Consider the following 20,266-nt stretch of genomic DNA (forward strand, 5'->3'; position numbering starts at 1 on the left):
CCTAAACTGGGCCCGTGACCGAGAACGCTCAGCAGCAGCCTCCAGCGACCACTCCCGAGCTCCCGACGCAGTACGCACCGGCCGAGGTAGAGGGGACGCTGTACGAGCGCTGGGTAGAGCGCGGTTACTTCGACGCGGACGCGAAGAGCGACAAGGAGCCCTTCACCGTCGTCATCCCCCCGCCGAACGTCACCGGCAGCCTGCACCTGGGCCACGCCTTCGAGCACACCCTCATCGACGCCCTCACCCGCCGCAAGCGCATGCAGGGCTACGAGGTGCTGTGGCAGCCCGGCATGGACCACGCCGGCATCGCCACGCAGAACGTGGTGGAGCGCGAGCTCGGCAAGGAGGGCAAGTCCCGCCACGACCTCGGCCGCGAGGCCTTCGTCGAGCGCGTCTGGCAGTGGAAGGGCGAGTCCGGCGGCCAGATCTCCGGCCAGATGCGCCGCCTCGGCGACGGCGTCGCCTGGTCCCGTGAGCGCTTCACCATGGACGAGGGCCTCTCCCAGGCCGTCCAGACGATCTTCAAGCGGCTCTACGACGACGAGCTGATCTACCGCGCCGAGCGCATCATCAACTGGTGCCCCCGCTGTCTGACCGCCATCTCCGACATCGAGGTGGAGTACCAGGACGACGACGGCGAGCTCGTCTCCATGACGTACGGCGAGGGCGACGAGACGATCGTCGTCGCCACCACCCGCGCCGAGACCATGCTGGGTGACACCGCCGTCGCCGTGCACCCCGACGACGAGCGGTACAAGCACCTGGTCGGCAAGCAGATCAAGCTGCCGCTGACCGACCGCTCCATCCCCGTCGTCGCCGACACGCACGTCGACCCGGAGTTCGGCACCGGCGCCGTCAAGGTGACCCCGGCGCACGACCCGAACGACTTCGAGATCGGCCAGCGCCACGACCTGCCGAACATCACGGTCATGGACGAGCACGCGGTCATCACGGTCCCCGGCCCCTTCCAGGGCCTGGACCGCCTGGAGGCCCGCTCCGCCATCGTCGGCGCGCTGCGCGCCGAGGGCCGCATCGTCGCCGAGAAGCGCCCGTACTCCCACTCCGTGGGCCACTGCTCGCGCTGCAAGACCACCATCGAGCCGCGGCTCTCCATGCAGTGGTGGGTCAAGGTCGGCCCGCTCGCCAAGGCCGCCGGTGACGCGGTCCGCGACGGCAAGGTCAAGATCCACCCGCAGGAGATGGAGAAGCGCTACTTCGACTGGGTCGACAACCTCCACGACTGGTGCATCTCGCGCCAGCTGTGGTGGGGCCACCGCATCCCGGTCTGGTACGGCCCGAACGGCGAGATCGTCTGCGTCGGCCCCGACGAGCAGGCGCCCACCGGCGAGGGCTGGACGCAGGACACCGACGTCCTCGACACCTGGTTCTCCTCCGGTCTGTGGCCGTTCTCCACGCTCGGCTGGCCGGAGCGGACGGAGAGCCTCGCGAAGTTCTACCCGAACTCCGTCCTGGTCACCGGCTACGACATCCTCTTCTTCTGGGTCGCCCGGATGATGATGTTCGGCCTGTACGCGATGGACGGCACCCCGCCGTTCCACACCATCGCCCTGCACGGCATGGTCCGCGACCAGTTCGGCAAGAAGATGTCGAAGTCCTTCGGGAACGCGGTCAACCCGCTGGACTGGATGGACAAGTACGGCTCCGACGCCCTGCGCTTCACCCTGGCGCGCGGCGCCAACCCCGGCGTCGACGTGCCGATCGGCGAGGACTGGGTCCAGGGCTCCCGCAACTTCGCCAACAAGATCTGGAACGCGACCCGCTTCGCGCTGATGAACGGCGCCACGGTCGAGGGCCCGCTGCCGGACGCCGCCGAGATGTCGGCCACCGACCGCTGGATCCTCTCGCGCCTCAACACCGTGGTCGCCGAGGTCGACGCGTACTACGAGGACTACCAGTTCGCGAAGCTCTCCGACGCCCTCTTCCACTTCGCGTGGGACGAGGTCTTCGACTGGTACGTGGAGCTGTCCAAGACCACGTTCATGGCGGGCGGCCCGGCCGCCGAGGTCAGCAAGCGCGTCCTCGGCGAGGTCCTCGACGTCACGCTGCGCCTGCTCCACCCGGTCGTGCCGTTCGTGACGGAGACCCTGTGGACCACGCTCACCGGCGGCGAGTCCGTGGTCATCGCGGAGTGGCCGACCGACTCCGGCTTCCGTGACGCGGGCGCCGAGAAGGAGATCGCCTCCGTCCAGGACCTGGTCACCGAGGTCCGCCGGTTCCGCGCCGACCAGGGCCTCCAGCCCGGCCAGAAGGTCCCGGCCCGCCTCACGCTCGACGGCACGCCGTTCGCCGCGCACGAGGCCGCCGTCCGCCAGCTCCTGCGCCTCCAGCCGGAGGGCGAGGGCTTCGCGGCCACGGCGACCCTCCCGGTCGCGGGCGCCACGGTCGCGCTCGACCTGTCCGGCACGATCGACGTGGCGGCGGAGCGCAAGCGGCTCGCCAAGGACCTGGCCGCCGCCGAGAAGGAGAAGGCCCAGGCCACCGCCAAGCTCGGCAACGAAGCCTTCCTGGCGAAGGCCCCCGACCAGGTGGTCGACAAGATCCGCGGCCGCCTCGCCAAGGCCGACGAGGACATCGCGCGCCTCCAGGCCCAGCTGGACAACCTCCCGGCGGCGTAAGGCAGTCCGCCCGCAGGCACGCGAAGGCGCCCGGAACTCACCTGAGTTCCGGGCGCCTTCGTCATGCCCCCGCGCGTACTCCCGGCCGGTCAGGCCTCCGTGGCGACCGGCCCCGTGCCCACCGCCTCCGCGTTGCGGCGCGTCTTCGCCCAGCCGTTGCGGCCGCGCAGCAGGCGCAGGAAGCCGCGCGCCGCCACGATGAACACGTGGTACGCGTACACCCACAGGGCGAGACCCCACAACAGGCCCGTGAGCCGGGAGCGGTCGGGCGCGTAGTCACGGCGGTAGAGCGGACCCCAGGCCACGAACGGCAGCACCGACAGGGCGCACAGGCCCAGGATCAGCGGCCACGCGCCGAGGAACGCGTCGCGCATCGAGCCGCCCACGACGACGCTGCCGAGCAGCAGCACGCTGAGGACGAGCGTCGCGACGTGCGCGAGGGGCTGCATGAACGTGTACAGGGTCTCCAGGACGCCGCGGCCCGAGTAGTGGCGCGACGCGACGATGCGCGGCGCGTACCGCACGCACTGGAGGTTGCCCTGCGCCCAGCGGGTGCGCTGGGTGAGGAAGCGGCGCAGGCGCGGTAGGCCCTCCTGCGAGACGTAGGTGTCGGCGATGTGCGCGATCCGGTAGCCGCCCAGGATCATGTGCAGGCCCAGCTCGTAGTCCTCCAGGAGCGCGTCGCGCTGCCAGGGGCGGCGCTCGGTGGCGGCGATGTGGTCCAGGGCGGTGAGCCGGGTGAACTGGCCGTTGCCGCCCAGGCCCACGGAGCCGGTGCGGCCGCGCAGCAGCTGCATGCCCGCGTTGGACACGGCGAACTCCATGTCCTGCATGCGCACCAGGAGCCGCGCCACGGCGTTGGCGAGGCGCCCGCGCTCGGGCAGCGGCGGCCGCTCCTCGTCGACGTTGCGCATCCGCACGCTGACCTGGACGCCGCCCACCTCGGGGTCGGCGAACCCGGCCGGGCCGCTGACCCGGGCGAGGGCGTCCGGGGCGAGCCGCCCGTCGGCGTCCACGACGCACACGACGACCAGGGACCGGTCGGTGTCCGCGGGCAGGAAGGCGTTCAGCGCCGCGTACGCGGAGTTGAGGGCCGCGCCCTTGCCGATGCGGGCGTCGGGGCGGCGCCGCGAGACCAGGTGCACCCGGGCGTCGTCCGCCGCGAGTGCGGTGACGACGGCCGCGGTGGTGTCCTCGCTGTCGTCGTCGACGACCCAGACGTGCGCGGCCGGGAAGTCGGCCCGCAACTGGGCGACGGTCGTGCCGATGACGGTCTCCTCGTCGCGGCACGGCACGAAGAAGTGCCAGGTGAAGGGGGCGGAATCGCCTTCCGCGGCCTCGGGGCGGCGCACGTAGGCGTGGCGCGATCCGGCCCAGTACAGCAGGAAGCAGGCGAGCAGCAGGAACGGCAGGGCGTAGAGCAGGACGTGGGGGGTGATCATGGAGTCCTCGGGCGGGTGGGGGACGGGGGAGGGGCCGGTCAGGCGGCGGCGGGGAGCTCGCGTTCGGTGCGGCCCGCGGCGAGGGCGCCGAGGAGGACGGCGATCCGCTGAGAGGCGAGCCCGTCGCCGAACGGGGACGGCAGCCCGGCGAGGTGCCGCAGGCCCTCCTGGCCCTCCGCGAGGCGGCGGCGCGCCGCGCGGCCGATCTCCCGGCCCGGCGGGACGAGCTCGGCGAACCCGGCGTCCATGGCCTCGGGCCGCTCCGTGGACCGGCGTACGACGACCAGGGGCCGGCCCAGGACGGTGGTCTCCTCCTGGATGCCGCCCGAGTCGGACACGATGACGGCGGCGTGCCGGGCGAGGCCGAGGAACTCGCCGTAGCCGAGCGGCGCCAGCTCGGTGAGCGGTTCGAGCAGGTGCGTGAGCCCGGCCGCCTCGATCCGGGCGCGGGTGCGCGGGTGGACGGCGAACAGGACCGGCAGCTCCTCGGCGAGGGAGGCGAGCTCGCGCAGGACGGCGGCGAGCGCGGCGGGGTCGTCGGTGTTCTCCGGGCGGTGCGCGGTGGCGAGGACGTAGCGGTCGGCGCTCACGCCGTGCGCGGCGAGCAGCGCGGCGCGCTCGTCGGCGGCGGGCAGGTGCTCCTGGACCGCCTCGACGACGGTGTTGCCGGTGACGGTGATCCGCCCGGCCGGGACCCCCTCGGCGCGCAGCAGGTCGCGGTTGTCCTCCGTGGCGGCGCAGAGCACGTCCGCGAGCTGGTCGATGACGACGCGGTTGTGCTCCTCGGGCATCGCCCGGTCGTGGCTGCGCAGGCCCGCCTCGACGTGGACGAGCGGCAGCGAGCGGGCGTTCGCGGCGAGCGCTCCGGCCAGGGCGGCGTTGGTGTCGCCCTGCACCACGACGGCCAGCGGCGGCTCCTCGGCGAAGAGGGCGTCGAGCTGGGCCAGGGCCGCGGAGATCTGCACGGCGCGGGGCTTGCCGCCGATGCCGTCGAGCAGGGTGGGCTCGGGCAGGCCAAGCTCGGTGAGGAAGCGGCCGGAGAGCGCGGCGTCGTAGTGCTGGCCGGTGTGCACGAGGTGTGCGGCCGGGCCGAGCACGCGGACCAGGTGGGCGATCTTCACCAGTTCGGGGCGGGTGCCGATGACGATCGCGACCGAGCGGGGCGGGAGGGCGGGGGCGTGCAACGGGGCTCCTGGCGGGTGGGGCTTGGGGATACGCAGGAGCTTGTGGGGCGTGGGTTGCGGGGGTGGCTCGCCTTCGGTTGCCCAACGGTTGCGGAGCCTGCGGCCGCGCGTGTTCAGGTCCAAGGCCCTGGCCCACTGGTCCTGCCGGCGTGGGACCTAGGTCCCGCGCGGGGCGCCCCTGGCCCGCCCCTTCCCGATCCGGGGGCTGCCGCCCCCGTGCCCCCGCTTTTCGGCGCTTCGCGCCTCGTCCTCAAACGCCGGACGGGCTGGATCTGTCGCCGGTTGCGGCTGTGTTTCAGCCTCTCCGGCGTTTGAGGAGCGGGGGTCTGGGGGCGGAGCCCCCAGGAAGCGGGAAGGGGCGGGTCTGGGGCGTCCCACGCGGGATCAGCCCTCGCCCCGGTAGCGGTAGCCGAGGCCCCGTACCGACTCCAAGGGGTCGTCCCCCTCACCGACCGCGAGCTTGCGGCGCAGCCGGAGCACCGCGAACTTCACCCGCTCCCGCCCGGACCCGCCCGGATCGTCCCAGACGAGGTCGAGGAGCTGCTCGATGGTGACGACCCGCCCCCGGTTGCGGACGAGGACCTCCAGGAGCCGGTACTCGATCGCGCTCAGCCGCGTCTCGTGGCCCTGCCACACCGCCGACCGCCGCTCGGGCACGAGCCGCAGGCCCGCCTCGACGTAGTCGCCCCGCCACTGCTCGGGGTTGGAGCGCCGGAGCAGCGCCTCCACGCGGGCGAGCAGCTCGACGTGGTCGAAGGGCTTGCACAGGTAGTCGTCGGCGCCGGAGCGGAGGCCGCGGACGCGCTCGGCGGGGCTCGTGCGGCCGGACAGGATGAGGACGGGCAGGTCGGTGAGGTCGCGGGTGCGGTCGAGGACCTCCCAGCCGTCGAGGCCGGGCAGGACCAGGTCGAGCACCATGAGCGCGGGCCGCCGGGCGAAGAGGAGCTTGAGCGCGGCCTGCCCGTCGTCGGCGGTGACGACGTCGTACCCGGCGCGGGTGAACAGGACGCGCAGGGCGAGTCCCAGGTCGGGGTCGTCCTCGACGAGCAGCAGCCGGGTCATGCCGGGCCGGTCCCGGGCGGACCGCCGAGCGGCAGCCACACCTCCACGCTGGTGCCGTGCCCCTCGTCGCTGTGGACGGCGACGGTGCCGGAGTGCAGCCGTACGGCGTCGCGGACGACGCTCAGGCCGAGGCCGGTGCCCGGGTAGCCGCCGCGCCGGGCGTTCGGGGCGCGGACGAACTCGGTGAAGACCTCCTCCTGGAACTCCTTGGGGATGCCGATGCCGCTGTCGGCGACGGTGATGCGCCAGCCGGGCGGCGCGGGCGGCTCGTCGGTGCCGGGGCCCTCGCACGGCCGGGCGGTGACGGTGACGGTGCCGCCGGCGGGGGTGAACTTCACGGCGTTGTCGAGCAGCGAGGTCAGTGCCCGCTCCAGCTGGTCGGCGTCGCCGGTCAGCGGGGGCGGCTCGCCGCCGGGCAGGTCGAGGGCCACGAAGACGCCGTCGCGGGTGGCCCACGGGGTGATGTCGTGCACCAGGCGGGTCAGCAGGCGGCCCGGGTCGAGCGGGGCGAAGGACGGCGGGGCGCCGCTCGCGGCCTCCGCGTACCGGTGCAGGAGCCCGTCGGCCATGTCCTGCATGCGGGTTGCGGCCCGCCGGATCGTGTCCAGGTACGCGCGCTGGGCCTCGTCGAGGGCACCGCCCGCGGGGTCGCTGAGGAGTTCGCAGAAGGTGAGCACGGTGGCCAGCGGGGTGCGCAGCTCGTGCGAGGTGCGGGCGGCGAACTCGGCGCGCTCGCGGGCGAGGTCGCCGAGCGTGTCGATGTGCCGGTGCAGGTCGGCCTCGTAGCGGCGCTGCTCGGTGACGTCCTCGACGAGCCACAGGACGCCCAGGTGCCGCTCGCCCGCGTCGATGGGCTGGCGGCTGCGGCGCAGCGTGCGCCCGTCGCGCAGGCGGAGCTCGGCCTTGCGGACGAACTGGCCGCGCAGCGAGCGCAGCGCGGCGGTGTCGCGCTCCGGGAGCAGCCGCGTCACGGCGTCGGCGATGGGGTCGGCGGGGGCGCCCGTCGAGGTGTCGACGCCGTGCAGGCCGCAGATCTCCGTGAACTGGGGGTTGGCCGCCACGACGCGGCCGTCGTCGCCGACGAGCAGCGCGCCCATCGGGATGGCCCGCAGCACGGCCGCGGAGAACGGGGCGTGCAGGCCCCGGGGCTCCGTCGTCATGCGCCGGGCCTAACCGGCGGGCTCGGCCGCGGGCGGGCCCAGCGGTTCGGGGCCCGGCGCCGGGGCGAGGCCGAGCCGCTCCAGCTCGGCGTCCGCGAGGGCGTCCAGGGTGCGCGGGTCGGCGGTGCGCCAGCCCTCGGCGAGGCTGCCGGGGGTCGCGCCCGGCAGGGCGGCGGCGGTCTCGGCCACCTCGTCGAGGGGGCGGAGCAGGGCGCGCAGGGCGAGCAGCTCGCGCCCGTTGGCGAAGGCGCCCAGTTCCCGGGCGGCGGCGGCCTGCCGCACCCAGCGCACCCGGCGCGGCAGCCAGAGCGCGAGGACGAGGCCGACGGGCAGCAGGAACAGGCCCGCGGCGGCCACGGCGAGCGCGGCGCGCAGCGTCACCGGGTCGACGTCGTCGACGAAGCCGACCACCGAGCGCAGCGCGGCGCCCACGTCGTCGCCGACCAGGGGCAGGCGCGCGGCGGGGGACCGCGACGAGGCGACGCCCGAGTCGGGGCCGGGGTGGCCGAGCAGCACGGCGAGCCGGTAGGCGACGAGGGCGGCGGCGGTCCACAGCGCGGTCCACGCCAGGACGGCCGCGTCCCCGGCGAGCTGACGGGCCCTGCGACCCGGATTCTGGGCATACCACATGGTCCGATTGGAACGCCGGTCCGCGCGGGGACGGGGCCGCCGCGCCGGGGAGTACACCCGTTGTCGTACGAGGACGGCGCCCGGCCCCGGCCCCCGCGGTGCGGCACGTCACGCCCCGCGGTGCGGCACGTCACGCCGTCGGGCGGGCGCGAGGGACGAAAGTCTGATGTGTCGGGTCAAAAGCCTCAGCGATGATGGAGGGGACATGCACGAGTGGCCCGCCGCTGTCACGGCGCTCAGCCAGGCGGCGGCCGCGGGCCGTCGCCTCGCTCGGCGTTGCACGCGGGAACCTCGTGTACTGGATCTCCTCACGGCGGGCTCCTGCCTCGCCCTGATGGCCCTCGACGTGCCGGGCCTGGCCGCGGCCGACAACTCGCTGACCGGGGTCACGGCCGCGCTCGTCCTGACGGCGGGCGCGGCGACGCTGCTGCTGCGGCGGGTCGCGCCGTGGGTGCCGTACCTGGTGGCGCTGGTGCTGCTCGGCTGGCTGCACGAGCTGACGCTCGCGCAGTTCGCCCTGTACTCGCTGGCCCGCTACCGCGGCCGCCTGGCCGGGGCCGTGGGCGTGATCGGCTATGTGTCCTTCGCGTACGTGATGTTCAATCTGCCCGGCTGGCCGGTGCACAGGGGCGACACGCTCAGCGAGTTCCTCAGCCTCGTCGTGCCGATCGGGGCGCTCGCCGCGGGCGTCGGCGTCGCCGCCAACCGGCAGGACCTCGTCCGCGCGCTCCAGGCCCAGCGGGCCGAGACGGAGGCGCTCCAGGCGGTGCAGCGGGAGCGGGCGCGCATCGCGCGCGACGTGCACGACTTCGTCGGCCGCGAGCTCACGCTGCTCAGCGTCCGCTCCCAGGTGCTCGCGCGGCGCGCGGCGGGCGGCCCGCACGCCGACGGCTTCGAGGAGCTCTCGGAGACCGCGCGCTCCGCGCACCGCATGCTGAACGAGATCATCGTCCAGCGCGGCGTCGACGGCCGCCCCACGCCGGGTGTCGAGGCCCTCCCCGAGCTGGTCCGGCGCAGCGCCCTCGCGGGCAGCCCCGTCGACCTCCACGTCGACGCCGCGGCGCACCGCCTGTCGCCCCTGCGCCAGGCGGCCGTGCACCGGGTGGTGCAGGAGTGCCTCACGAACGCGGCGAAGTACGCGCCCGGGGAGGTCATCACGGTCCGCGTCACCGTCCGGGAGGGCCGCCTGCGCGTCCGCGTCAGCAATCCGCTGCCCGCCCCGTGGGGTGCCGGGGAGCCCGAGGGGCCCGCGGCGCCCGTGTCCGCGGGGACCGGGACGGCCGGGATGGGCGAGCGGGTCTGGACCCTGGGCGGCACGTTCTTCGCGGGCCCGCGCGACGGCTCGTACGAGGTCGACGCCGACCTGCCCGCCGACGAACCGGCCTGACCTTTCAGCCCGTCCGGCGTTTGAGGACGAGGCGCGGAGCGCCGTAAGGAGCGGGGGCACGAGGGCGGCAGCCCCCGGATCGGGAAGGGGCGGGTCCGGGGCGCTGCCCGCGAGGGCTCACGCCGCCGACATCACCCGCTCCAGGCCGTCGAAGTCCTCCACGCACTTGCCGCACCCCAGCGCCACGCTGTCCAGCGGATCGTCGGCCGCGAAGACGGGAATCCCGGTGGCGGAGGCGAGCCGCAGATCGAGCCCGGGCAGCAGCGCCCCGCCCCCGGTGAGGACGATGCCGTGCTCCATGACGTCCCCGGACAGCTCCGGCGGACACTCCTCCAGGGTGGCCCGCACCGCCGCGATGATCGCCTCCACGGGCTCGTCGAGGGCGGCCCGCACCTCCCGCACGGTCAGCTCCACCGTCTTCGGCAGGCCGCCCACCTTCTCGCGGCCCCGCACGGTGAAGGTGCGGTCCTCGAAGGAGTCCTCGCCGGGCACCGGCCACGCCGAGCCGATGCCGACCTTGATGTCCTCGGCGGTGCGCTCGCCGACGAGGAGGGCGTGCTCCTTGCGGACGTAGTCGGTGATCGCGGTGTCGAGGCGGTCGCCGCCGACGCGCAGGGACTGGGCGGTGACGATGCCGCCCAGGGAGATCACGGCGACCTCGGTGGTGCCGCCGCCGATGTCGACGACCATGGAGCCGCGCGGCTCCGCCACGGGGAGCCCCGCGCCGATCGCCGCCGCCATCGGCTCCTCGACGAGGTGCACGGCCCGCGCCCCGGCCCGCTGCGCGGCGTGCACGATGGCGCGCCGCTCGACGGGCGTGACGCCGCTGGGGACGCACACCACCATGCGCGTGCGCGGGCGGCGCCCCGGGACGGCCTTGCGCACGAAGTGCCGGATCATCTCCTCGGCCGCCTCGAAGTCGCTGATCACGCCGTCCTTGAGGGGGCGGATGGCCCTGATGGAGCCGGGCGTGCGGCCGATGGTCTCCTTGGCCTCCGTCCCGACGGCGAGCGCGGCGCGCGCCCCGTCCTTGACGGCGACCACGGACGGTTCGTTGAGCACGATGCCCTGACCGCGGACGTACAGAAGCGTGTTGGCGGTGCCGAGGTCGATCCCTATGTCCATGATCGCCAAGTTTGCCGGGTCCGTTCGGGTGACGGAGGGACCAAAGTCCCGAATCGGACAGGTCTGAAGTCCCGACCCGTGGCGGAGACGGTCCGCGCGGCCTCCGCGGGCAGCAGCCGGGGGCCGGTCGGGCCCGGGGGAGCGGGGCCCGGGGCGGGCGGGGCCCCGCCCGCCCGGCCGCTGTCGGTGGGTCTCCGTAGACTGGCGTGCGTGAGTGACCTCCCTCCGAACGACAGCCCGCGCGACGACGAGACCGGCCCGGCCGACTCCTTCGACCAGTTCGACGACATCGTCGCCGCCGAGACCGAACGCGACCCGGACCTCGCCGTGATCGAGGCGGGCAGCCGCACCCTGCGCACCCAGGGCGGCCCGCCGCAGGGCGACGTCCCGGCCCGCCCCGCCGACCCCGAGGTGGACAGGGCGCTGCGCGAGGTCGAGAGGGAGCTCGCGGCCCGCTGGCCCGAGACCAAGCTGGACCCGTCGCTGCGGCGCATCGCCCTGCTGATGGACGTCCTGGGCGAGCCCCAGCGCGCGTACCCGTCGATCCACATCACGGGGACGAACGGCAAGACGTCCACGGCCCGCATGATCGAGGCCCTCCTCGGCGCCTTCGAGCTGCGCACCGGGCGGTACACGTCCCCGCACGTCCAGTCGATCACGGAGCGCATCAGCCTGGACGGCGCCCCCATCGACCCCGAGCGGTTCATCGAGGCGTATCAGGACATCAAGCCGTACGTGGACCTCGTCGACGCCAAGGAGGAGCACCGCCTCTCCTTCTTCGAGGTGCTCACGGGCATGGCGTACGCCGCCTTCGCGGACGCCCCGGTCGACGTCGCCGTCGTCGAGGTCGGCATGGGCGGCACCTGGGACGCGACGAACGTGATCGACGGCGCGGTCGCCGTCGTCACCCCCATCGACCTGGACCACACCGACCGCCTCGGCAGCACGCCCGCCGAGATCGCCGTCGAGAAGTCCGGGATCGTCAAGCAGGACGCGACGGTCATCCTGGCCCAGCAGCCGGTGGACGCCGCGCAGGTGCTCCTGAAGAAGGCCGTCGAGGTGGACGCGACGGTCGCCCGCGAGGGCCTGGAGTTCGGGCTCCTCGGCCGCCAGGTCGCCGTCGGCGGACAGCTGCTCACGCTGCGCGGCCTCGGCGGGGAGTACGAGGAGGTGTTCCTGCCGCTGCACGGCGAGCACCAGGCGCACAACGCGGCGGTGGCGCTCGCCGCCGTCGAGGCGTTCTTCGGCGTCGGCGCCCAGCGCGTGGAGCCCCTGGACATCGAGACGGTCCGCAAGGCCTTCGCCTCGGTGGCGTCCCCGGGCCGCCTCGAAGTCGTCCGCCGCTCGCCCACGGTCGTCCTCGACGCCGCGCACAACCCGGCGGGGGCCCGTGCCGCCGCCGCGTCCATCAGCGAGGTCTTCGACTTCAGCCGGCTGATCGGCGTCCTCGGCGTGAGCGACGGGAAGAACGCGCGCGGCATGCTGGAGGCCTTCGAGCCGATCTTCGCCGAGGTCGTCGTCACGCAGAACTCCAGCGACCGCGCGCTCGGCGCCGACGAGCTCGCGGCCATCGCCGTCGAGGTCTTCGGCGACGACCGGGTCCAGGTCGAGCCGCGCCTGGACGACGCCCTGGAGGCGGCGATCACCCTCGCCGAGGAAGAGGGCGAGTTCGCGGGCGGCGGCGTCCTGGTCACCGGCTCCGTCATCACCGTGGGCGAGGCCCGACTGCTCCTGGGGAGGGGCTGACCGCTGTGCGTACGCTCTGCTCTTCGACCCTCATCGGCGAGTTCCTCGTCATCGGCTTCGCCGGTCTGGTCGCCATGAAGGACCCGGACCTGGAGACGAGCACGGTCTGGACGGTGTGCGGCGTCGCGATGGCCCTGTCCGTCCTGCTGTGCGGCGTGGTCACCCGGCCGGGTGGGGTCCAGCTCGGCTGGGCCCTCCAGGTCGCGCTGATCGCCAGCGGCTTCGTGGTGCCGATCATGTTCTTCATGGGGGCGATGTTCGCCGCGCTGTGGTGGGCGTCCGTGCACTTCGGCCAGAAGATCGACGAGGCGAAGGCGCGCTTCGCGGCCATGGCCGAGCAGGGGGAGGCCTCCGGGGGCTGACCCGGCCTCCCCCCCGGGGCCCCAGGGCCGTGCGTCGCGCTGCGCGCTCGCCTCAACCGCCGGACGGGCTTTCTTCGGCCTCCGGCCTCGTCCTCAAACGCCGGACGGGCTATTTCCCCGAACTGCCGGAGTGGCCCGATATCGCGCTCACCCGATGGCCACCCTCCGTAGTGCCCCCGGTATCGTGCGGAATCCATCCCATGTGATCGTGAAAACACCTCTTGGAGCCGCACACCATGAGCCAGCGCACGCTCGTTCTTCTCAAGCCCGACACCGTCCGCCGGGGACTGATCGGGGAGGTCCTCGGCCGAATCGAGCGCAAGGCCGGCTGGACCATCTCCGCGCTGGAGCTGCGCACCCTGGACCAGGACACGCTGGAGGCGCACTACGGCGAGCACAAGGGCAAGCCGTTCTACGAGCCGCTGGTCGCGTTCATGGCCTCCGGCCCGGTGGTCGCCCTCGTCGTCGAGGGTGAGCGCGTGATCGAGGGAATGCGCCAGCTCGCGGGCCCCACCGACCCGATCGCCGCCGCGCCCGGCTCCATCCGCGGCGACTTCGGCAGCATCGTCCGGGAGAACCTCGTGCACGCCTCCGACTCCGAGGAGTCCGCCGAGCGCGAGCTCAAGATCTTCTTTCCGGGTCTCGTCTGAGGCTCCGGGTTCTGACATGTAGTCAGTGCGATTAGTCAGTGCGATCGCTCCACCGACCAGGGACGGCCGAAGAAATTCGGCCGTCTTTTGGCATATGCGCCCCGATTGGGGGAACCCGTGCCTCGGATGGCACGTCTCCAAGAGCGGGGCACCACATCATCTGCTGACAATGGCGGAGACCCTCGCGCCGTGTGCGTGCGGGCGAGACTACGATGGAAGCCTCCACGCCACACAGCACCCACCTCGCCTACCTAACAAGCCATCACACGCTCCACTAGGGAAGGCCAGACGCATCCTCATGGGGAACAACATGTCGTTCATCGGCCGTGACATGGCTGTCGACCTCGGGACCGCCAACACGCTGGTGTACGTCAGGGGTCGGGGGATCGTACTCAACGAGCCGTCCGTCGTCGCGATCAACACCAACACCGGCGGCATCCTCGCGGTCGGCGCAGAAGCGAAGAAGATGATCGGGCGCACGCCCGGCAACATCGTCGCGGTGCGTCCGCTGAAGGACGGCGTCATCGCCGACTTCGAGATCACCGAGCGGATGCTCCGCTACTTCATTCTGAAGATCCACAAGCGTCGCTATCTGGCCCGTCCGCGCGTCGTCGTCTGTGTGCCCTCCGGCATCACCGGGGTCGAGCGCCGCGCCGTCATCGAGGCCTCCTCGCAGGCGGGTGCCCGCCAGGTGCACATCATCGAGGAGCCCATGGCCGCGGCCATCGGCTCCGGCCTCCCGGTCCACGAGGCCACCGGCAACATGGTGGTGGACATCGGCGGCGGCACCACCGAGGTCGCCGTCATCTCCCTCGGCGGAATCGTCACGGCACAGTCCATCCGCGTCGCGGGCGACGAGCTGGACAACGCGATCATCCAGCACATCAAGAAGGAGTACTCCCTCCTCCTCGGTGAGCGCACGGCCGAACAGATCAAGATCACCATCGGTTCCGCGTACGACATGGACGCCGACGAGCACACCGAGATCCGCGGCCGCGACCTGGTCTCCGGCCTGCCCAAGACCGTGGTGATCTCCGCGGCCGAGGTCCGCAAGGCGATCGAGGAGCCCGTCAACGCCATCGTCGACGCGGTCAAGACCACGCTCGACAAGTGCCCGCCCGAGCTGTCCGGCGACGTCATGGACCGCGGCATCGTCCTGACCGGCGGCGGCGCGCTCCTGCGCGGCCTGGACGAGCGGCTGCGCCGCGAGACGGGCATGCCGATCCACATCGCCGAGGACCCGCTGGACAGCGTGGCGCTCGGCTCCGGCAAGTGCGTCGAGGAGTTCGAGGCGCTGCAGCAGGTGCTCGACGCCCAGCCGCGTCGCTGACCCCTGCGGGACGCGCCGAGAAGGCGGCGGCCCGCCGTGTGACACCAGGCGCCCGGTCACTACAGTGGCCGGGCGGCCGCGTCCGCTGACCGGACGTCACGACCCGCACACGACCTGACGTGAAAAGGTCCGCCGTACGAGTGCCTGCCGCCTCGTGCGGCGGATCGTTGATATATAGGCAAGGCATAAGAATTCCGCGGACTTCGGGGCTCCGGGGCCCCCGCGGGCTCACATTCCGCAGATTCCTACTTGAGGAAGGCACGGCCGCCGCACGTGAGGGACACACGAGAGAGCCGGCTGCTCCTGGTGCTGCTGATCGCCATCGCGTTCGCACTGATCACGGTGGACATCCGTGGTGGCGAGGACTCACCGGTCGACGGTGCCCGACAGGCCGCCGCCACGGTCTTCGGCCCGGTCGAGGACGGCATGGCGGGCGCAGTGGACCCGATCGGCAACGCCATCGGCGCGGTCCGCGACTCCGGTGGCCGCCACGACCGCATCGCCCAGCTGGAGCGGGAGAACGCCGCGCTCAAGGCCAAGCTCGGCAGCGACGACCGCAACCGCAGCCGGGTCAAACAGCTCGACTCCCTGCTCAAGACGGCGGGCGCGGGCCAGTACGGCATCAAGGGCGCGGAGGTCATCGGCATAGGAGCAGCCCAGGGCTTCTCCTGGACGGTCACCATCGACGCGGGCGCGAACGACGGCCTCAAGCGCGACATGACGGTCCTCAACGGCGACGGCCTGGTCGGCCGCGTCACCACCGTCGGCCCGTCCACCGCGACGGTCCTGCTCGCCAACGACCCCGACTTCACCGTCGGCACCCGCATGGAGAAGACCGACGAACTCGGCTTCGCCTCCGGCCAGGGCGACCGCCCGCTGCGCGTCCAGATGCTCAACGGCAAGGCGAAGATCAAGAAGGGTGACCGGCTGGTCACCTTCGGCTCCCAGGCCGACAAGCCGTTCGTGCCGGGCGTCCCCGTCGGCCAGGTCGTCCGCGTCGACCCCTCCGGCGGCGACCTGACCCGCAACGTATACGTCCGGCCGTACGTCGGCTTCACCAAGCTGGACGTCGTCGGCGTCGTCGTCGAGGCCCCCCGCAAGGACCCCCGCGACACGGTCCTGCCCGACAAGCCCGCCAAGCCCAAGCCCGCCCCGACCGTGACGGTCACCGCGACGCCGTCCGGGCAGGCCCCCGCCGACGGAGCCGACGGCACCGCGCAGAACGAGCAGTAGGAGCACTGACACCATGCGCTTCAACCGGATCCTGCTCTCCGGCGCCCTCGTCGTGGTCGCCCTCGTCGTCCAGGTCAGCGTGCTCGCCCGGCTCCAACTCCCGGGCGCCGTACCCGACCTGGTCCTGCTCACCGTCCTCGGCCTCGCCTTCGTGTACGGCCACGTCGGCGGCGCCCTGATCGGCTTCGGCGCGGGCCTGCTCACCGACCTGGCGCCGCCCGCCGACCACGCCGCGGGGCGCTACGCCCTGGTGCTGTGCGTCATCGGCTACCTCGCGGGCCTCGCCAAGCCCGAGACCGGACGACTGCGCTCCGCCAGCGGCCCGCTCTTCGTCGTGGTCGGCGCCGCCGTCGGCTCGACGCTCCTGTACGCGGGCGTGGGCGCCCTCGTCGGCGACGACGCGGCCCGCCACGTCGGCCTCGGCGGACTCCTGTTCACGGCCGCCCTGTACGACCTGCTGCTCGCGCCGTTCACCATTCCGCTGATCATCGCGCTCGCCCGCCGCGCCGAGAACGACCCGCTGGGCGAGACCGCCTCGGGCGCCAAGGCCGCCGACGTCTCCTCGGGCTTCCTGTCCTCCGGCACCGGCCTGAGCATCGGCAGCCAGCGCGGCGGCGGCCTGCGCACCAAGGCGGCCAAGGTCCGCGCCGCCCGCGCCGGACGCATCAAGGGGGTCAAGCGCCTGTGAGCGCACCGCAGTCGACGCACGCCGAGGCCGCGCACCCGTCGGCGTACGGAACCAGGGGAGGAGCGCAGCAGTGACCAACGCCCACCCGTCGCCCGCCACCGCCCTTCCGAAGAATGGGCCGCGCCCATGACCAACATTCCTGAGACGGGCCGCACACCACGCGTCCAGATCCGCCTCGTCGTCATCCAGATCCTCGTCGTCTCGCTGCTCCTCACCCTCGGCGGCCGCCTGTGGTACCTCCAGGTCCGCAACGGCGCCGAGTACGCCGAGGAGGCCTCAGGGAACCACGTCCAGCAGGTCGTCCAGCCCGCCGTGCGCGGCGAGATCCTCGACGCCCGCGGCGTGCCCATCGCCGACAACCAGACCCGCCTCGTGGTCTCCGCGTCCCGCACCGAGCTGATGAAGATGAAGGACGACGGCAAGGGCGTCCTCGCCAAGCTCGCCGACGTCCTCGGCATGAGCGCCAAGGACGTCTCCGACAAGGTCCGGCTCTGCGACTCCAAGACCCCGCAGCCCTGCTGGAACGGCTCGCCCTACCAGCCCATCCCCATCACCGACGAGGCCACGCCCAAGCAGGCCCTGCAGATCCGCGAGCGCTCCGAGGACTTCCCCGGCATCACCGCCGAGCCCACCGCCGTGCGCCGCTACGCCGCCCCCGGCAAGTCCAACACCGCCCAGGTCCTCGGCTACCTCTCGCCGGTCACCGACGAGGAGATCAACAAGGCCAAGGACACCGACTCGCCGTTCCTGCGCTCCGACCAGGTGGGCCGCTCCGGCCTGGAGCGGACGTACGACAAGCAGCTGCGCGGCAAGGCGGGCGTCACCCGCTACGAGGTCGACAACCTCGGGCGTGTCATAGGGAAGGCCAAGTCCGACAAGGCCGAGCCCGGCTCGAACGTCGTGACCAGCATCGACGCCCGCGTCCAGGCGGTGTCCGAGTACTGGCTGAACAACGCCATGAAGAAGGCCCGTGACGAGTTCGACAAGAACACGGGCGAGAACTACAAGGCCGACGCGGGCGCCGTCGTCGTCATGGAGAACAAGACCGGGCGCGTCGTCGCCATGGCCTCCAACCCGACGTACGACCCGAACGCCTGGGTCGGCGGCATCTCCGGCAAGGACTACGCCAAGCTCACCGGCAAGAAGTCCAACTACCCGCTCCTGAACCGCGCCATCCAGGGCCAGGCCGCCCCCGGCTCGATCTTCAAGGTCATCCCGACGACCGCCGCGGTCAACGCGGGCTACGAGTTCAACGGCCGCTATCCCTGCCCCAGCTCGTACTCCATCGGCGGCCAGGTCTTCAAGAACTTCGAGTCCCAGGGCCACGGCAGCATCACCCTCGGCCAGGCCCTCGAAGTCTCCTGCGACACCGTGTACTACAAGCTGTCGCACGACGAGTGGCGCAAGGACGGCGGCAACAAGCCCGCGAAGGACCCCAAGGACTGGTTCTACAGGACCGCCCACCAGTTCGGCCTCGGCAAGGAGACCGGCATCGACCTGCCGAACGAGGTCAGCGGCCGCGTCCCCGACCGCCAGTGGAAGAAGGACTACTGGAAGGCCAACAAGGACGCCTGGTGCAAGCAGGGCAAGAAGAGCGGCGACTACGCCGAGCGCATCGCCTACGAGAACTGCCTCGAAGGCATGAAGATGCGCGCCGGTGACTCCGTCAACTACTCCATCGGCCAGGGCGACACGCTCGTCACGCCCATCCAGATGGCCACGATCTACTCCGCCATCGCCAACGGCGGCACCCTCTACAACCCCACCGTCGGCAAGGCGATCATCAGCCCCGACGGCAAGCACGTGGAGGAGATCAAGCCCCAGGCGCACGGCAAGCTGCCCATGGACGCGGCCCTGCGCAAGGACATAGACGGTGCCCTCGCCGACGTCGCCACCAAGGGAACCGCCGCCTGGCGGTTCGGCGGCTGGCCGCAGGACAAGATCCCGATGCACGCCAAGACGGGCACCGCCGAGGTCTACGGCAAGCAGACGACGTCGTGGTTCGCGACGTACACCAAGGACTACTCGATCGTGATGACGATCTCCCAGGGCGGTACGGGCTCCGGCGCGTCCGGGCCCGCCGTGCGCCAGATCTACAACGCGCTGTACGGCCTGGACGACAGCGGCAACCAGGACCTCAAGAAGGCCCTGCTGCCCCACCCGCAGAAGTCCCTGCCGAAGATCGAGGCCGACGGCTCCATCGACGCCCCGAAGATCAAGCCGTACAAGCCCGGCAAGCCCAAGCCGCCCCAGGAGCTGACCGACCAGCAGCAGGACCAGCAGCAACAGGACCAGCAACAGGACCAGGACCAGCAGCAACAGGATCAGCAGGACCAGGACCAGCAGGAACTCGCGGGCGCGCCCGCGGGCTGGAGGCGCGACTGATGGCCGGCACCAGCGGTTTCTCCGTCTCGGGCTACGGCCCCGAGCGCTCCACCATGGCCCGCCTGTTCGCCCGCGACTCGCTGCTGCGCAGGCTGGACTGGTGGATACTGCTCGCCGCCCTCGCCCTCTCCGTGATCGGCTCGGCGCTCGTCTACTCGGCGACCCGCAACCGCACCGAGCTGGTCGGCGACGACCCGTACGCCTTCGTGACCAAGCACGTGATCAACATCGGCATCGGCCTGGCGCTGATGGCGGGCACGATCTGGCTCGGCCACACCATGCTGCGCACCGCCGTGCCGATCCTCTACGGCATCTCGGTCTTCCTGATCCTGCTCGTCCTGACCCCGCTCGGCGCGACCGTCAACGGCGCCCACGCGTGGATCGTCATCGGCGGCCAGTCGCTCCAGCCCTCCGAGTTCTGCAAGATCACCATCATCCTGGGCATGGCGATGATGCTCGCGGCCCGCGTCGACGCGGGCGACCGGGAGCACCCCGACCACCGCACCGTCGTCCAGGCCCTCGGCCTCGCCGCCGTACCGATCATGATCATCATGCTGATGCCCGACCTCGGCTCGGTCATGGTGATAGTGATGATCGTCCTCGGCGTGCTGCTCGCCTCCGGCGCCTCCAACCGGTGGGTCTTCGGACTGCTCGGCGCGGGCGCGCTCGGCGGCGTCGCCATATGGCAGCTCGGCGTCCTCGACGACTACCAGATCGCCCGCTTCGCCGCCTTCGCCAACCCCGCGCTCGACCCGGCGGGCGTCGGCTACAACACCAACCAGGCCCGCATCGCCATCGGCTCCGGCGGCCTCACCGGCACCGGGCTCACCCACGGCTCCCAGACCACCGGCCAGTTCGTGCCCGAGCAGCAGACCGACTTCGTCTTCACCGTCGCGGGCGAGGAACTGGGCTTCGTCGGCGCGGGCGCGATCCTGCTCCTCCTGGGCGTCGTCCTGTGGCGCGCCTGCCGCATCGCCCGCGAGACGACCGAGCTGTACGGCACGATCGTCGCCGCCGGAATCATCGCCTGGTTCGCCTTCCAGGCCTTCGAGAACATCGGCATGACCCTCGGCATCATGCCCGTGGCGGGCCTGCCGCTGCCCTTCGTCTCCTACGGCGGAACCTCCATGTTCGCCGTCTGGGTGGCCGTCGGCCTCCTCCAGTCGATCAAGGTCCAGCGGCCGCTGTCGGCCTGATCCCGTCGCCGGGGCGCCCAGGGACTGCCGGGCGCCCCGGAACGCGT

Annotated in this window: 16 protein-coding genes; 10 read left to right on the top strand and 6 right to left on the bottom strand. The window is 72.4% G+C overall.

Going from position 1 to position 20,266, the window contains the following annotated elements; all coding sequences use genetic code 11:
* Window positions 1–14 precede the first annotated feature (14 nt).
* Window positions 15–2,639 carry a valine--tRNA ligase gene (locus AC5WAM_RS26665; protein WP_366790464.1) on the top strand — a complete coding sequence of 875 codons (2,625 nt, stop codon included), beginning with the start codon at window positions 15–17 and terminating at the stop codon, window positions 2,637–2,639.
* 89 nt (window positions 2,640–2,728) lie between these two features.
* Here the strand turns inward: AC5WAM_RS26665 and AC5WAM_RS26670 are convergent, their stop codons facing one another.
* The 5 genes from AC5WAM_RS26670 to AC5WAM_RS26690 all read right to left on the bottom strand — a co-directional run bounded on the left by AC5WAM_RS26670 (window position 2,729) and on the right by AC5WAM_RS26690 (window position 8,117).
* A complete protein-coding gene (locus AC5WAM_RS26670) occupies window positions 2,729–4,081 on the bottom strand; it encodes an XrtP-associated glycosyltransferase (protein WP_172385952.1) in 1,353 nt (450 codons plus the stop codon).
* A 38-nt stretch (window positions 4,082–4,119) separates the two neighbouring features.
* Entirely contained in the window at window positions 4,120–5,265 is a 1,146-nt protein-coding gene (gene wecB / locus AC5WAM_RS26675; RefSeq protein WP_366790466.1) for a non-hydrolyzing UDP-N-acetylglucosamine 2-epimerase, read from the bottom strand.
* A gap of 384 nt (window positions 5,266–5,649) precedes the next feature.
* Window positions 5,650–6,366, bottom strand: a complete 717-nt coding sequence (locus AC5WAM_RS26680; protein WP_366790467.1) for a response regulator transcription factor — start codon at window positions 6,364–6,366, stop codon at window positions 5,650–5,652.
* Window positions 6,324–7,487, bottom strand: coding sequence for a PAS domain-containing sensor histidine kinase (locus tag AC5WAM_RS26685; protein WP_366790468.1), 1,164 nt, complete (start codon window positions 7,485–7,487; stop codon window positions 6,324–6,326). The genes AC5WAM_RS26680 and AC5WAM_RS26685 overlap by 43 nt, the downstream gene beginning before the upstream one ends.
* Before the next feature lie 9 nt (window positions 7,488–7,496).
* Window positions 7,497–8,117 carry a hypothetical protein gene (locus AC5WAM_RS26690; protein ID WP_366790469.1) on the bottom strand — a complete coding sequence of 207 codons (621 nt, stop codon included), beginning with the start codon at window positions 8,115–8,117 and terminating at the stop codon, window positions 7,497–7,499.
* A 205-nt stretch (window positions 8,118–8,322) separates the two neighbouring features.
* Here AC5WAM_RS26690 and AC5WAM_RS26695 point away from each other — a divergent pair, with 205 nt between their 5' ends.
* Window positions 8,323–9,504: a sensor histidine kinase gene (locus tag AC5WAM_RS26695; protein WP_366790470.1), complete on the top strand. Its 1,182-nt coding sequence runs from the start codon at window positions 8,323–8,325 to the stop codon at window positions 9,502–9,504.
* Between the two features lie 117 nt (window positions 9,505–9,621).
* On the opposite strand, the gene AC5WAM_RS26700 is transcribed toward AC5WAM_RS26695, so the two are convergent.
* Entirely contained in the window at window positions 9,622–10,629 is a 1,008-nt protein-coding gene (locus AC5WAM_RS26700) for a rod shape-determining protein (protein ID WP_495519029.1), read from the bottom strand.
* 210 nt (window positions 10,630–10,839) lie between these two features.
* Here AC5WAM_RS26700 and folC point away from each other — a divergent pair, with 210 nt between their 5' ends.
* The 8 genes from folC (at window position 10,840) to rodA (ending at window position 20,219) form a co-directional block, all read left to right on the top strand.
* Window positions 10,840–12,375, top strand: a complete 1,536-nt coding sequence (gene folC, locus AC5WAM_RS26705) for a bifunctional tetrahydrofolate synthase/dihydrofolate synthase (RefSeq protein WP_366790472.1) — start codon at window positions 10,840–10,842, stop codon at window positions 12,373–12,375.
* Between the two features lie 5 nt (window positions 12,376–12,380).
* Window positions 12,381–12,737 carry a DUF4233 domain-containing protein gene (locus AC5WAM_RS26710; protein WP_366790473.1) on the top strand — a complete coding sequence of 119 codons (357 nt, stop codon included), beginning with the start codon at window positions 12,381–12,383 and terminating at the stop codon, window positions 12,735–12,737.
* 236 nt (window positions 12,738–12,973) lie between these two features.
* Window positions 12,974–13,387: a nucleoside-diphosphate kinase gene (gene ndk, locus AC5WAM_RS26715; protein WP_366790474.1), complete on the top strand. Its 414-nt coding sequence runs from the start codon at window positions 12,974–12,976 to the stop codon at window positions 13,385–13,387.
* Between the two features lie 310 nt (window positions 13,388–13,697).
* Complete coding sequence (locus AC5WAM_RS26720; protein WP_030362602.1) at window positions 13,698–14,717, top strand: rod shape-determining protein; 1,020 nt, start codon at window positions 13,698–13,700, stop codon at window positions 14,715–14,717.
* A 273-nt stretch (window positions 14,718–14,990) separates the two neighbouring features.
* A complete protein-coding gene (mreC, locus tag AC5WAM_RS26725) occupies window positions 14,991–15,950 on the top strand; it encodes a rod shape-determining protein MreC (RefSeq protein WP_366790475.1) in 960 nt (319 codons plus the stop codon).
* Between the two features lie 13 nt (window positions 15,951–15,963).
* Window positions 15,964–16,638: a rod shape-determining protein MreD gene (gene mreD, locus AC5WAM_RS26730; protein ID WP_138959711.1), complete on the top strand. Its 675-nt coding sequence runs from the start codon at window positions 15,964–15,966 to the stop codon at window positions 16,636–16,638.
* 126 nt (window positions 16,639–16,764) lie between these two features.
* Complete coding sequence (gene mrdA, locus AC5WAM_RS26735; RefSeq protein ID WP_495519030.1) at window positions 16,765–19,023, top strand: penicillin-binding protein 2; 2,259 nt, start codon at window positions 16,765–16,767, stop codon at window positions 19,021–19,023.
* Window positions 19,023–20,219, top strand: coding sequence for a rod shape-determining protein RodA (gene rodA, locus AC5WAM_RS26740; protein WP_138959709.1), 1,197 nt, complete (start codon window positions 19,023–19,025; stop codon window positions 20,217–20,219). The genes mrdA and rodA overlap by 1 nt, the downstream gene beginning before the upstream one ends.
* The last annotated feature ends 47 nt before the right edge of the window (window positions 20,220–20,266 follow it).

The sequence above is a fragment of the Streptomyces sp. JLYT201 genome (assembly GCF_059448825.1).

Coding starts and splice junctions, on each gene's coding strand:
- AC5WAM_RS26670 (WP_172385952.1), bottom strand. CDS start 4,081: ATGATCACCCCCCACGTCCTGCTCTACGCCCTGCCGTTCCTGCTGCTC.
- AC5WAM_RS26685 (WP_366790468.1), bottom strand. CDS start 7,487: ATGACGACGGAGCCCCGGGGCCTGCACGCCCCGTTCTCCGCGGCCGTG.
- AC5WAM_RS26690 (WP_366790469.1), bottom strand. CDS start 8,117: ATGTGGTATGCCCAGAATCCGGGTCGCAGGGCCCGTCAGCTCGCCGGG.
- AC5WAM_RS26695 (WP_366790470.1), top strand. CDS start 8,323: ATGCACGAGTGGCCCGCCGCTGTCACGGCGCTCAGCCAGGCGGCGGCC.
- AC5WAM_RS26700 (WP_495519029.1), bottom strand. CDS start 10,629: ATGGACATAGGGATCGACCTCGGCACCGCCAACACGCTTCTGTACGTC.
- ndk (WP_366790474.1), top strand. CDS start 12,974: ATGAGCCAGCGCACGCTCGTTCTTCTCAAGCCCGACACCGTCCGCCGG.
- AC5WAM_RS26720 (WP_030362602.1), top strand. CDS start 13,698: ATGTCGTTCATCGGCCGTGACATGGCTGTCGACCTCGGGACCGCCAAC.
- mreD (WP_138959711.1), top strand. CDS start 15,964: ATGCGCTTCAACCGGATCCTGCTCTCCGGCGCCCTCGTCGTGGTCGCC.
- mrdA (WP_495519030.1), top strand. CDS start 16,765: ATGACCAACATTCCTGAGACGGGCCGCACACCACGCGTCCAGATCCGC.
- rodA (WP_138959709.1), top strand. CDS start 19,023: ATGGCCGGCACCAGCGGTTTCTCCGTCTCGGGCTACGGCCCCGAGCGC.